Origin of the sequence: Aliivibrio sp. S10_S31 (assembly GCF_014694495.1) — a bacterium.
Classification (GTDB): Bacteria; Pseudomonadota; Gammaproteobacteria; order Enterobacterales; family Vibrionaceae; genus Aliivibrio; species Aliivibrio fischeri.
Window position 1 is genome coordinate 215,872 of the sequence record NZ_JAAUWR010000004.1, and the last position, 13,590, is coordinate 229,461.

The 13,590-nt window shown below is 40.3% G+C and carries 15 protein-coding genes; 1 reads left to right on the top strand and 14 read right to left on the bottom strand.

Annotation, left to right across the window (positions count from 1 at the left end; all coding sequences use genetic code 11):
• Nucleotides 1-4: 4 nt before the first annotated feature.
• The 4 genes from HC728_RS05325 to flhA are packed head-to-tail and all read right to left on the bottom strand — an operon-like array spanning nucleotide 5 to nucleotide 5,221.
• The gene (locus HC728_RS05325; protein ID WP_012533524.1) at nucleotides 5-736 is read right to left on the bottom strand and encodes an RNA polymerase sigma factor FliA; all 732 of its coding nucleotides are present in this window, start codon (nucleotides 734-736) and stop codon (nucleotides 5-7) included.
• Complete coding sequence (locus HC728_RS05330; protein WP_005420320.1) at nucleotides 729-1,619, bottom strand: MinD/ParA family protein; 891 nt, start codon at nucleotides 1,617-1,619, stop codon at nucleotides 729-731. Before HC728_RS05330 ends, HC728_RS05325 begins: the two co-directional genes overlap by 8 nt.
• The gene (gene flhF / locus HC728_RS05335) at nucleotides 1,616-3,094 is read right to left on the bottom strand and encodes a flagellar biosynthesis protein FlhF (protein WP_017020042.1); all 1,479 of its coding nucleotides are present in this window, start codon (nucleotides 3,092-3,094) and stop codon (nucleotides 1,616-1,618) included. Before flhF ends, HC728_RS05330 begins: the two co-directional genes overlap by 4 nt.
• 33 nt (nucleotides 3,095-3,127) lie before the next feature.
• Nucleotides 3,128-5,221: a flagellar biosynthesis protein FlhA gene (gene flhA / locus HC728_RS05340; RefSeq protein ID WP_012533024.1), complete on the bottom strand. Its 2,094-nt coding sequence runs from the start codon at nucleotides 5,219-5,221 to the stop codon at nucleotides 3,128-3,130.
• Between the two features lie 262 nt (nucleotides 5,222-5,483).
• Between flhA and HC728_RS05345 the strand changes: the two genes are divergently transcribed.
• Nucleotides 5,484-6,161: a flagellar brake protein gene (locus HC728_RS05345; protein WP_005420336.1), complete on the top strand. Its 678-nt coding sequence runs from the start codon at nucleotides 5,484-5,486 to the stop codon at nucleotides 6,159-6,161.
• A 13-nt stretch (nucleotides 6,162-6,174) separates the two neighbouring features.
• Here HC728_RS05345 and flhB read toward each other — a convergent pair whose 3' ends face one another.
• The 10 genes from flhB to fliJ form a co-directional block, all read right to left on the bottom strand.
• Nucleotides 6,175-7,305: a flagellar biosynthesis protein FlhB gene (gene flhB / locus HC728_RS05350; RefSeq protein ID WP_005420337.1), complete on the bottom strand. Its 1,131-nt coding sequence runs from the start codon at nucleotides 7,303-7,305 to the stop codon at nucleotides 6,175-6,177.
• A gap of 45 nt (nucleotides 7,306-7,350) precedes the next feature.
• Nucleotides 7,351-8,133: a flagellar biosynthetic protein FliR gene (fliR, locus tag HC728_RS05355; RefSeq protein WP_005420338.1), complete on the bottom strand. Its 783-nt coding sequence runs from the start codon at nucleotides 8,131-8,133 to the stop codon at nucleotides 7,351-7,353.
• Between the two features lie 37 nt (nucleotides 8,134-8,170).
• Nucleotides 8,171-8,440: a flagellar biosynthesis protein FliQ gene (fliQ, locus tag HC728_RS05360; protein ID WP_005420339.1), complete on the bottom strand. Its 270-nt coding sequence runs from the start codon at nucleotides 8,438-8,440 to the stop codon at nucleotides 8,171-8,173.
• 9 nt (nucleotides 8,441-8,449) lie between these two features.
• Entirely contained in the window at nucleotides 8,450-9,319 is an 870-nt protein-coding gene (gene fliP / locus HC728_RS05365; RefSeq protein WP_005420340.1) for a flagellar type III secretion system pore protein FliP, read from the bottom strand.
• The gene (fliO, locus tag HC728_RS05370; RefSeq protein ID WP_005420341.1) at nucleotides 9,306-9,692 is read right to left on the bottom strand and encodes a flagellar biosynthetic protein FliO; all 387 of its coding nucleotides are present in this window, start codon (nucleotides 9,690-9,692) and stop codon (nucleotides 9,306-9,308) included. The genes fliP and fliO overlap by 14 nt, the downstream gene beginning before the upstream one ends.
• Before the next feature lie 23 nt (nucleotides 9,693-9,715).
• Nucleotides 9,716-10,105: a flagellar motor switch protein FliN gene (gene fliN, locus HC728_RS05375; protein WP_005420344.1), complete on the bottom strand. Its 390-nt coding sequence runs from the start codon at nucleotides 10,103-10,105 to the stop codon at nucleotides 9,716-9,718.
• A gap of 22 nt (nucleotides 10,106-10,127) precedes the next feature.
• The gene (gene fliM, locus HC728_RS05380) at nucleotides 10,128-11,162 is read right to left on the bottom strand and encodes a flagellar motor switch protein FliM (protein WP_005420346.1); all 1,035 of its coding nucleotides are present in this window, start codon (nucleotides 11,160-11,162) and stop codon (nucleotides 10,128-10,130) included.
• Between the two features lie 7 nt (nucleotides 11,163-11,169).
• Nucleotides 11,170-11,655, bottom strand: a complete 486-nt coding sequence (fliL, locus tag HC728_RS05385; RefSeq protein WP_005420348.1) for a flagellar basal body-associated protein FliL — start codon at nucleotides 11,653-11,655, stop codon at nucleotides 11,170-11,172.
• 63 nt (nucleotides 11,656-11,718) lie between these two features.
• Entirely contained in the window at nucleotides 11,719-12,972 is a 1,254-nt protein-coding gene (locus HC728_RS05390) for a flagellar hook-length control protein FliK (protein ID WP_065597887.1), read from the bottom strand.
• Nucleotides 12,973-13,143: 171 nt separating this feature from the next.
• On the bottom strand, nucleotides 13,144-13,587 hold the full coding sequence (fliJ, locus tag HC728_RS05395) for a flagellar export protein FliJ (RefSeq protein WP_005420354.1): 444 nt from the start codon (nucleotides 13,585-13,587) through the stop codon (nucleotides 13,144-13,146).
• Between the last annotated feature and the right edge of the window lie 3 nt (nucleotides 13,588-13,590).

Genomic DNA, 13,590 nt, shown 5'->3' on the forward strand with positions numbered 1-13,590 from the left:
TTAATTATTCTACTGTCCAAGATGATAGCTTGGCCCGTAGTCGTTGCATCGATTGGCTATGTATTTGGCTTACGCGAGATTCGCTTACACCAATTACAGCACCAATCTCTTTTAGGTTAAGTTCTTCATCGTAATAAAGGGACAAAACCAAAGCTTCTCTTTCAGGAAGCGTTTTAATAGCTTCCACAAGAGCTACTCGAAAGTGTTCATCGGCAACACCTTGAAACGGAATATTATCATCAGCTTGTTCTTCAGTTGCGATCACATCATCAGAAACGCCTAAATCTTCCATACCAACTAGTTTACCGCAATTTACATCATTAAGTATCTGATAATATTGATCTAACGGTAATTCTAGATAGTCTGCTATCTCTTTATCGGTCGGATCGCGAGAAAGTTTAGCTTCAAGTTCTCTAATTGCCGAATTAATCATCCGACTGTTTTTATGTACTGAGCGAGGAACCCAATCTCCACGTCGAATTTCATCCAACATAGAGCCTCTAATTCGAATCCCAGCATAGGTTTCAAAACTTGCGCCTTTACTACCATCATAATTTTGCTGGGCTTCTAATAAACCAATCATGCCAGCTTGAATCAGATCATCTACTAATACACTTGCTGGCAATCTCGCCATTAAATGATGAGCAATACGTTTAACCAGATCAGAATAACGTTCTAAAAACGCCTTCTGACTGTTTACATTGCCTTTATGATCATAAGTTAAGCCATCAGACATAATCGTCCTCAATTTCACTTGTTTTTTCATTGCGTAATAGCTTTTCTACGAAAAACTCTAAATGACCGCTTGGCGCTTTAGGTACAGGCCAAGTTACCACTTTGTTTGCTAGAGATTTCATTGCTAACGCTGCTGGAGAGCGTGGATATGCATCCACAACGACTTTTTGTTTTCTAACTGACAGACGCACTTTTTCATCTAATGGAATACAAGCCACTAATTCCATATTTGCAGATAAAAAGCGATCCGTTACTAGCGTTAGTTTCGCAAATAATTCACGACCTTCACGGTAGCTTCTTACCATGTTGGCAACAATTTTGAATCGTTGAACATTATGCTCACGACTTAAAAGTTTTATTAATGCATATGCATCGGTGATTGACGTTGGTTCATCACACACCACAACTAAAACATCTTGAGCCGCACGAGAAAAACTGGTCACCATATCAGAGATGCCAGCAGCAGTGTCGATCAGAAGTATATCGACTTCTTCTTCTAAACTACTGAATGCTCGAATTAATCCTGCATGTTGTGCTGGTGTCAGTTCTGCCATCGATTTGGTTCCTGACGTTGCAGGAATTAGTCTCACACCATATGGGCCTTCAACAATAATGTCTGCTAATTCGCATTCACCATCTAAAACATGCCCTAGGTTTTTATGTGCTCGAACACCCAGCATAATATCAATATTTGCTAAGCCTAAATCGCCATCTAGCACCATCACTTTTTTCCCTTGCTGTGCAAGTGATAATGCTAAATTTAATGTTACGTTTGTTTTACCTACGCCACCTTTACCACCCGTTACAGCAACCACTTTGGTCAATGTTGGTTTGGTTAAGCGTCGTAATCCACTAGCCTGATCGTATATATTATTATCAATCATAAATTGTCCGCCTCTGGCATATCACTATTCCAGAAATGAGGGTCCTTTTCCGTCGCTTTTTCTAGTAATTCATTTGCCTTTGCAACTAAGTATTTTGGTTGAGCTAAAACAATGTCCTCAGGAACACGTTGCCCATTTGCAATATAAGAGATTGGAAGGCCATTCTCTATAGTTACACTAATTAATTCACCTAAACTTAGAGATTCATCGATTTTACTTAAAATACAACCAGATAATGGAATGCGTTTGAAGTGATCAATGGTTTCTTGCAGTACTCGGCGTTGTGCCGTTGCTGGCATCACAAGATAACTATTAATTTGTGATCCACTGTTTTCCATAATCGTATCTAGCTGTTCTGTTAAACGCACATCACGTTGCCCCATACCTGCTGTATCCACAAGTACTAAACGGCGATTACGTAATTGATACAGAACCGATGCTAATTCATCAGCATCTTTAGCAATTCGTACCGGACAGCCCATAATACGGCCATAAATAGCCAATTGTTCTTGAGCACCAATACGGAAGGTATCTGTGGTAACTAATGCTACTTGGTCAGGACCATATTCCATTGCTGCACGAGCAGCTAATTTAGCAATAGTGGTTGTTTTGCCCACACCTGTTGGGCCTAATAATGCAATGATGCCACCACGTGATAACGTATCCACTTTTGAAGTTGGAATTTGCTCAGCAAGTAGTTTCAATAACGCTGGCCATGCATCTTTTGCTGGTACATCTTCAGGAATATAACAAGCAAGTTGATCAGCAAGCTCTTCTGATAATCCCATTTTTTCTAAACGTTTAATCAGCATTGCTCGTAGAGGTTCGCGACGCTCTACTTCTTGCCACATAAGGCCCGATACTTGATGCTCTAATAAACGACGAATAGATGACATTTCAGAACGCATGTTTTCTAATTCTTCGTTCGATTCGTTATGAGAACGACGACCTTTTTCATAACGAGATGGATCCAATTTCGGTTGTGCGCGCTCCGTTGAGTGTCGAACAGGTTCATCAGAAATAAGGTGCGCTAATTTTGGATTATTTTGAATCGCACGAGTCATTTCTGACGTATCTAATCTTGGAGTAGACGCTGAATTTGAATACGAGTTTGCTGGCGACTGAGTCTGAAATTTAGACTGACGTTGTAATAACGCCGCTAAACTGTCCTCTTCACGCTCAGCTTTTTCTGGCTCTTGTGTTGGTGTACTGCCATGCGAACCATATTGCTTGATCATATTTGCAAAACGACGCGTCATTGAACCTTTGCCAACACTCACCTTGTCTTCTTCAACTTGACGCTGTGATACTGCTGGGAATGATTGAGATTGTGCACCAGGATCAATAGCCGCAACAATTTCAATACCACCGGTTACTTTTTTATTTGACATAATGACAGCGTCAACACCTAGCTCTTCTTTTACTTGAACCAGAGCAGAACGCATGTCTTTTGCAAAAAATCGTTTAATTTTCAATATCGTATTCCTGCGTTAAATAAGTTGACGCGGTTAGTTACCAACAGCTTGAACAATTCTAATTTGTTTCTCATCAGGGATCTCTTGGTAAGAGAGAACTCGTAAGTTTGGAATCGTATTCTTCACAAACTTAGCTAATGTCGAACGTAATACCCCTGATGTTAACAGCACTGCAGCTTCGCCTTTTAACTCTTGCTCTTGAGTCGCTTGAGTTAATGATGCTTGCAGACGTTCTGCTAACCCTGGCTCAATACCAGTGGTCTCACCACCAGATGCCTGCATAGTTTGATGCAAGATTTGTTCCAATTCAGGAATCAGAGTGATAACTGGCATTTCAGCCTCTATCCCATTGATTTCCTGAACAATTAATCGTTTTAACGAAATTCGAACAGCCGCCGTCAAAATGTCAGGTTCTTGACTTTTTGGCGCATATTCAGACAAAGTTTGGACAATGGTTCGAATATCACGAATTGGAATTGCTTCATTCAATAAATTCTGAAGCACTTTTACAACCGCACCCAGAGGTAATTGATCAGGAACCAGTCCCTCAACCAACTTAGGCGAACTTTGTGCCAGCAGCTCAAGTAAATTCTGAACTTCTTCGTGACCTAACAGTTGAGCAGCATTATTCGTTAATAGCTGACTTAAATGCGTTGCAAGTACTGTTGCAGCATCTACTACAGTATAGCCTAATGCTTGCGCATGCTCTCTTTGCTCTTCATTAATCCAAACCGCTTCTAAACCAAACGCAGGATCGAAGGTTGGTTCACCCTCAATAGAGCCATAAACCTGACCTGGGTTAATCGCTAACTCTTTATCTGGGCGAATTTCTGCTTCACCGCCAGCAACACCCATTAAAGTAATTCGGTATACGTTTGGTGGTAATTCTAAATTATCTCGAATATGAACAGCTGGGACTAAGAAACCAAAATCTTGAGATAGCTTCTTACGAACCCCTTTCACACGATCAAGTAATTCACCACCTTGCTCTTTATCTACCATAGGGATCAAGCGATAACCTACTTCTAAGCCGATAACATCAACAGGTTGAACGTCATCCCATGATAATTCTTTAGGTTGAGAAGAAGACAACTCCATTGGTGGCGCCGCTTTCTTTTCTTCTGTTTCTTGATCTTTTTTCTTGGTTAAATAATAAGACCAACCACCTGCTAATAATGCCAATAAGATGAATGGAAAGTGAGGCATGCCAGGAACAATACCCATAACAAACATGATGCCTGCCGTTACCATTAATGCTTTTGGATTATCAACCAATTGGAAAACCAGTTGTTCACCCATATCTTCATCGGTGTTTTGGCGAGTAACCATGATAGCTGCACCAATCGATAAAAGAAGTGATGGAATTTGAGCAACTAAGCCGTCACCAATAGTAAGCAATGTATAGATTTGAACCGCTTCACCAAACCCAAGATTAAATTGCGCCATACCGATGGCAAGACCACCAATGATGTTGATGAATAGAATAAGGATACCTGCGATGGCATCCCCTTTTACGAATTTAGAAGCACCGTCCATTGAACCGTAAAAGTCCGCTTCTTTTGTCACTTCAAAACGACGAGTACGTGCTTGTTCTTGGTCAATCAAACCAGCATTTAAGTCGGCATCGATAGCCATTTGTTTACCCGGTAATGCGTCCAAGGTAAAACGTGCGCTTACTTCAGAAATACGGCCCGCACCTTTGGTTACAACCATGAAGTTGATGATCATTAAGATGATAAATACAATTAAACCAACTGCGTAGTTACCGCCAATAACCACGTTACCAAAGGCGTCGATAACGTGACCCGCTGCCCCTGGACCTTCATGACCATGCAAAAGTACCACACGAGTTGATGCAACGTTCAAAGCAAGACGTAGTAATGTTGAAACCAGAAGAATGGTTGGGAACGCTGCAAAATCCAACGGGCGACGAGTATAGATAGTCACAAGTAACACCACCATGGCTAAGGCGATGTTAAAGGTAAACATTAAATCGAGTAAGAAAGCCGGAATGGGTAAAATTACCATTGCCAGAGTGGATAGAACTAAAACAGGTACACCAATAGGAGGTATACCTCGCCCTTGAAGAGCTGATAATTTATTCGGCAGCGGAATTTGAAATTTCATTAACTTCTACTTCTTCTAAACTCGTATTTCTTACGAAACAAATAATAAGTGACTAATAGCGCAATAGCTTAGCTACTTAAAGCAAATTTCGAGCCAGATTAATGTCACTTTTTTGGCTGGCAATTTCCAGTTTTCTGACAGATTGAAGTAGAGTCACAAAAGCAAGATTAACTCATTAATTTTAAAAGAAAAATAAGAATCGCAATTGAAAAAGGTTTTGTAATTTGTATAATTCGTCCTTTATTTATCTCTTGGTGCTGCTATGACTAGTGTATCGCTTAGTACAAATCAAAATGTACTTAATAAAATGGATATTGGTGGTCGTGTTATCATCGAAATTACATGTCCAAATGGTCAATCAGCACAAGCAAATTCACAGTTGATAGGATTCAAAAAGGGACATTACGTTTTCATTGAATACCCATCCTCTCCTCCTCTTGAGTTTAATAAAATCTACCTCGAAGGTGCCGACGTTACTTTTCGTGCAATTACGAACACAACACATTGTGATGTCATCGCCTTTAAAACCACGATTCATTCTGTAATTTATCGTCCTATGGAAATGATTTGTCTGCATGCACCAAGTAGCATTACGATGAAACCAATCCGAACTCACCGACGCATTGAAAGTAAATTTTCGTGTAATTTATCCGTAAACGAACAAAATTTAACGGGTGTCATGAGGGATTTTTCTTTCGGTGGATGTGCCATTGCCTTACCATCAAAACTCAGTCCTGATAGCTTACTAAATAAAAAAATTGCATTAACAATAGAGATCGAAAGTCTTGAACCGATTTCTGTTCGTGGTGAAATTAAAAATATAGATGTAAAAGAGTCGCAATCGAAAATTGGAGTCATGTTTGATGCTGATGGCATTAGTGAATCCGAGTTACAAACTCTTCATCACCAATGCGTTCTTAAAGGCTGGGATAAACAATAAAGTAGGTTATTGTCTATTTTTTCAATTCATCCGGAATAGTTAGCGTACTTTCGTCTAACTCAGGCTTAGTACCACCTTTCTTCTTATACTGCTTCATCTGGAATATGTACGCCAAAATCTGTGCAACCGCAGCAAATAAACCATCAGGGATCTGTTGTTCTAATTCTGTTGAATGATATAACGCACGAGCCAATGGTGGAGCCGGTAAAATATCAATATTATGCTCACGTGCAATCTCACGGATCTTCATCGCTACGTGATCGACCCCTTTAGCAACAACGATCGGCGCAGCATCTTTACTTTGATCATATCGTAGAGCCACTGAGTAGTGCTCCGGGTTCGTCACCACGACATCCGCGGATGGTACATCAGCCATCATACGACGTTGAGTCATTTCACGTTGAAGCATACGGATACGCCCTTTTACTTCTGGCTTACCTTCCGTTTCTTTATATTCATCTTTTACTTCTTGCTTAGTCATTTTTAACTGATTTGCGTGTTGCCAAATTTGAAAAGGAATATCAATGGCAACAACAATCAGTAAAGTACAACTGATCAAAAGTATGAAATTTAATAATATGTCTAATGAGTGAAATATATTGGCAGGATACGTATCCAAGCTTAATTGAAACAGATCTTCTTTACTGCCTTCAATTAAATAAAAAGCCATCCCACCAACAAGAGACACTTTCAAAATAGACTTTAAAAGCTCAACCCAACTCTGCATACCAAACATACGTTTAATGCCCGACATTGGGTTCATTTTTGAAAACTTTGGCATCGCCGCTTCAGATGAAAAGCTGATCCCACCAAGGCCAGCAGCACCAGCTAATGCAGCAACAAACAGAGTAATCAAAATAAGAAAGACAGGAAAAACCAATGCAATCAATGCACCACCAACAATTTCAAGTAACTTATTGGTGTCATAAATCTCTTCTCTCGATATAGAAAAGAAACGTTCCATTACAGAAAATAGCGCTCTTGCTACATCTTCACCAAACCACATTAAGGCAACGGCACCACAAACCAAAACAGAAACAGAAGCGAGTTCTTTTGACCTTGCAACCTGCCCTTTATCTTTGGCCTGTTGCAAGCGTTTGGACGTGGCGTCTTCGGTACGTTCTTGACCGTCACTCTCAGCCATATCTAATGACCTCCACGGTCGTGTTAATTAATAATGATTTCATAATCAACAATCTAATCGGATCATGCTACATATCTGCTCTTCAGCACGAAGCCAATGCAGATCATAGTGATTAAACAAGCCCAAAATAATATAAGACGTCAGTAATAAACCAACGAGCAAGGCAAAAGCAAAACCTAATGAGAAGATGTTTAATTGCGGTGCAGCACGCGTCATTACACCAAAAGAAAGGTTAACCGTCAGTAAAGCAATAATGCCCGATAACGACATACTTAACCCAGCCTTCATCATAATACCAAGCCAACTTGCCATGGATTGATAATCCACACTCGTGAGCTTGCCTACCCCAACAGGTAATGTTGTAAAACTCATCACCACAAAGTTAATCATTTTTAAATGTCCATCAGTTCCTAAGAAAAACAGAATCGATAAGAACATGAATAATTGACCAAGGAGTGGTGTATTCTGACCATTGGCAGGGTCAACCATGGATGCAAAACCTAAACTCGATTGCATACCCAAAATTTGGCCCAAAAGAACAAAGGTTTGGGTAACAAATACAGTAACCATCCCCATTGCCACACCAATAATGATCTGCTCTGCTGTGGTCATAAAACCTTGGAAAGAAACCAATTGAATTTCAGGAGGCATAGCAGGAATAGCGGGCATAACAGCAAAGGTGATGCTTAAACCAAGATAGAGTCGAATTCGAGGCGACACAAAACGAGCCCCAAATACCGACATCACCATTAACATGGCTGAAATACGAGTATAAGGCCAGAAATACGTAGCTATAAAATCTAAAACTATTTGAGTTGGATATTCCATAACATTAGCTCATGTGCATCAATTCAGAGCGCACACGTCAATAGAGTACTGTTGGCATTCGAGCAATAAGTTCATAAAAGTATTCCATCAACATACGCGTCATCCAATGCCCAAACAGCATCAAAGCAAGCAAGGTAACAATAAGACGCGGTAAGAAGCTTAATGTTTGTTCGTTGATCGAGGTTGCGGCTTGGAATACCGCAACAACTAAACCAATTAACAAGCTTGGAATAATGATGGCACATACCATGATTAACACCATGTAAAGTGCACCACGGAATAGATCTATCGCCATTTCAGGGGTCATGATTGCTCCTTAAGTTGCAAAACTGCCTGCGAGGGTGGATAGGATCAAATTCCAGCCATCCACTAATACAAACAACATTAACTTAAACGGTAATGATACGATCATTGGAGAAAGCATCATCATACCCATTGCCATTAATACCGATGCCACCACTAAGTCGATGATCAAAAACGGCAAGAAAAGCATGAAACCTATTTGGAAAGCGGTCTTTAGCTCTGAAGTAATAAACGCCGGAATAACCACAGTAATTGGCACATCTTCTGGGTTTTCAGCTTCAACGCCTGACATATTTACAAAGGTTTCTAAATCTTTTACTCGTGTTTGGGCCAACATGAACTCTTTCATCGGAACCTGTGCAACATCAAACGCTTCACGAGCCGTAATTTCTTCATTGATATAAGGCTGAATTGCCGTGTTATTTACTTTATCAAACACCGGAGCCATGATGAAAAACGTTAAAAACATCGCAATACCAATAATGACTTGGTTTGACGGTGTTTGTTGTAAACCCATGGCTTGACGCAAAATCGACATCACAACAACAATACGGGTAAAAGAGGTCATTAAAATAACCATTGCAGGCAAGAAGCCCAGCATGGTCATTAAACCTAAAATCTGTAAGTTTACAGAGTAATCTTCACCGCCATTGGCATTGGTTGTCATGGTAAATGCAGGGATACCACTACCAGAACTGCTGCCTTTTGCTATGGTTTTTGCTGCTCCAGCTTCTTTTTCCATCGCTGTAACTGTCATGCCTTCAGCACTAGCAGCAGTTTGAGGGATAGAGGAAGCGAGATCATCTACCGCCCAAGCAGGAGATGCCATAAAAAAGAGTGAAAATGCCGCCAAGACGGCGGCAATAAAATTAGTTTTTAGCATTTTTTTTCATCAGTTGGCTAAGTTGAGAAGAGAAAGGCGTCATGGTGTTTTCATTTACCTCTAACGGCTTATCTAGCTTACTTAGCATATTGATATTTTGAGAGGTGATCCCGATTAAGAATTGTTCCTCTCCAACTTGAACGACCGCGATTCGCTCTTTTGTTCCAACAGGCAATTGTTTAACAATGCTCATCGCACTGCCTGATGTTCCTGTTACGCCAGGAAATCGCATTCTCTTTAATAGCCATGCAAAAAAGAGAATTAATGCGATAACAAAAATCAGCGAACCTAATGTTGCCGCTAAATCAACATTAGCCTTTTCAGCTGCAAATAGAGGAAAAGGCACTAACGCCAATAACCATAGCTTTTTCATACCCAATCCCTATTCGTGTTCAATTAACGAAGTTTTTTGATGCGTTCAGTTTGGCTGATAACGTCAGTTAAACGAATACCAAACTTGTCATTCACGACAACCACTTCACCGTGAGCGATAAGTGTGCCATTAACCATTACATCTAAAGACTCACCAGCAATTCGGTCAAGTTCAACAACAGAACCTTGGTTAAGTTGCAGTAAGTTACGAATGCTAATGTGTGAACGACCTACTTCCATAGAAATCGTTACAGGAATATCTAGAATCGTATCAAGCTTACGACGTTCATCTTCGTTGAACTCTGGCGCTTTTTCTTCTAGATCTTCTAAAGGTGCGGTTACTGCTTGAGCTTCTGCACTTTCACTTAATGCTGCTGCCCATTCGTCAGCCATTTGTTGTTCATTTGAATCCATGATCCACTACCTTCTCTGTTTCTTATTCTTCATCATCTAAATCAAACAATACGTCTTTGCCTAGGAAGGCTAAATCCGTTTTCACCATATCTGGACGCTTGATTTTCTCAGTAATCTGTATTGCTAATTTGTCGTTAGATTGACCGACTTTACCGCGGTAAGTTGGTAGGTCTTCTACAAATACGGTTGCCGCTTCTGGCATTTCCACTGGAATGATATCGCCAGCTTCCAGCTCCATTAGATCGCGCAATGAAATTTGGCTCTCTAATAAGTTAACTTTCATCTCTACCGGAACATCCATGATTTCATCGCGTAGTGCTTTGCTCCAGCGAACATCAGTGTCCATCTTGTCACTTTGCACACCGGCATCAAGCAATTCACGAATAGGTTCAACCATTGAATATGGGAAAACAACGTGGAAATCACCACCACCGCCATCCACTTCAATATGGAATGAGCTAACAACGATAACCTCTGTCGGGCTCACGATGTTTGCCATCGTTGGGTTTACTTCTGAATCAAGGTATTCAAACTCAACGCCCATTACTGGCGACCAAGCTTCTTTGTAATCTTCAAAAATCACTTTTAGCAACAATTGAATAATACGACGTTCAGTTGGAGTAAATTCACGACCTTCGATCTTAGCGTGGAAACGACCGTCACCACCAAAGAAGTTCTCTACCAGAATAAAGACTAGTCGAGCTTCCATTGTTACTAAGGCTGTGCCTTTAAGTGGACGGAAACGCACCATGTTTAAACTGGTTGGTACGTATAACGTATTTTGATACTCACCAAATTTCACCATTGAAACACCGTTAATCGATACTTCAGCAGTTTTTCTTAACATATTAAATAAGCTAATACGCATATGGCGTGCAAAACGTTCGTTAATCAATTCCAGTGTTGGCATTCGACCACGAACGATTCGGTCTTGTGATGAGAAATCAAAGCTCTTCATTGAGCCTACATTGTCATCATTACCGACAACATCATCTTCTACATCATCTACACCGTGGAGTAGAGCATCAATTTCGTCTTGGGATAGTAGATCTGTCACATTAAACCTATTGCATTACAAAGTCGGTAAATAATACTTTTTCAACTACAGGCTTGGCTGTAATTTTAGTAAAGGCATCTTGGATATCACGTGTCGCTTGCTCGCGTAGCTCAATTCGGCCACGTGGCTCTCTTAGTTGTTCAACGGTTGCAGCAGCAAATGTCGATAATAAAGCACTCTCAATAAGTGGTGTATGCTGTTTAGCAACGGCTTCATTATCAGCACCTCGCATCATGACCTGTACTTTTAATTGAACTAAACGATCACGTTTATCGCCGGTCACATTAAAGATAAATGGCTGAGGCAAATTTAAATACAGTGCAGGCATATTCGCTTCCAAAGCGGCAATATCTTGCTCTGTTGGTTCTGGTGCTGGCTCGCTTGACATAAAGAACCAAGCAGCAACGCCTCCACCAATCAGTAATAAAGCAACTAATGCAATAATGATCATTAGTTTCTTCTTACCTTTAGGCACATCACCTTGTTCAGCCATTCTCATTCCTCTTTAAATAACTATTAATTTTTATTCTAATGTCGCTAATTTATATTATTGTGCTTACGCGTAAAAACTGATGCCATCATTCGGTTTTGATGATACTTGAACACTGATTTCGTGTTCTTCTGAAGACTCTTCACTAAAACCTGAACCATGGTTGCTATGCTCTTCTTTTTGGTAAGCATATTGTGAAGAATCACCCGAACTTTGTTGTTGTACTGATGTATCGGCCAGTTGGATCCCTTGTTGAGCAAACATTTCACGTAAACGCGGCAATGTTTGTTCAATCGCATCTCTTGCGTGTTGGTTTGAAACCGTAAATTGCACACCGGCGCTATCTGCACCCATATTCAGACGAATGTGCATACGCCCCATTTCTGGTGGATCTAAACGAATATCAACATGCTTAAGGTTTTTCGCCATCATCATATTGATGCGCTCTGCGACTTCATCACTCACCATCTCTTGGCGAATATTTAAAGGCACATTCATTGGGTCTGCTCGTTGCGCTTGAACGGCTGCTGCTTGTTGAGTTGCCGTCGTACCTGACGCATGTGCTAATTGCTGTGCAAAGGTATCTGTGGTTTTAGATTCAGTTAAATTAACCGCTTCACCATTAGCAACTTGAGTCATACCAAGTGCTGAGATATCCATTTTTGCTTTTTTCGCCTCTGCTAACTTTCCAGCTTCAGCTTCTGCCTTGCCAATCAGTGCTGTAGAGGTTAATAATTCTTTGGTTGATTCTTTATTACCAGCAGCTTCACCTTTGCTTTGCGTTTCGCCCTCTACTTGAGTTGACGATTTAGCACTACTACCCCATTGAATTTCTTTTAATGGATCTGTTTTTTCAGCTACGGTTTTGCTGCTGTTTTTCTCACCTTCAGCGGCAATACTTGCTTGAGTAAGCAACACTTCAGCATCGCTTGAATCAGACGATTCTGATTCATCAGATGACTCTTCGTCACCTGAGGCTTTTTTCGCTTCGTCTTTTTTATCAACTAATGTGCTATTAGCTTGATCAAGACGAGATAATAATTCAGAACCTTGGCTTACTTTGTCCTCTGTTGTTTCTTCTTTTGTTTCATCAACAGATTCAGATTCTTTCGATTTGTCGCTCGCTTCAGCTTTTTCAACATCGCCTTTCTCATCAACCGTTGTTTTTTTGGCGTCGTCTTTTTCTTTTAATCCCATTACCTCTTTTAGCTCTTCAATAAAGCCTTCAGATTCTGGTTTATCTACAGCAGCCGTTTTAGTATCTGGCTTTACAGGCGCGGTTTTATTAATACCGTTTAATGATAAGTCATGACTGCTCATAGTATGTTCTCTACATTGAGTGTGGATTTTTTGACGAGCGCGATAGTGGCTCAGCTTTGCTTATTTTAAAGCAAATATTAAGCCACTTTTGTTATTCAATAAGAAGTTGAAAGATTATGAAGGGAAAATGCTGATGAATTAAGAAGACCTTGAAGCAATCACTCAATATGATTATTCAGTTTTACTTCGGCGAGCAAACTGAAGGGTTGAGAACTCATCCATCATTTTTTGCTCTTGCTTATCTAACATTTTTTGTCGCTCTGCTTTTTTCTTGTCCATCATCCACTCATAAGATCGTCGCTGCTTACGAGTCTCTTGCCAATAGGTTTGGCAATTATCCACTTGTGATGTGAAATGGGATTCTGCACTTTTTTGCTTGGTTAATGTTTCATCCAACTGCACCAAAAATTTATTTAAATGTCCATATTGGCTTGCAGTTAACCCTTGCTGGCCACGCTGCAATAGTTGATTACAATAATCAAGACGGTATTTTTCAATCTGCTTTACTTGCTCATAAAAGTCTTCCAACTCAGCTTTGGCTTTATTAAGTGCCATTACCGCTTGGTTTTCTCTTTCTTGGGCTTGCTCTAATAAGAAATCAAAAGTACTTGTCATTTA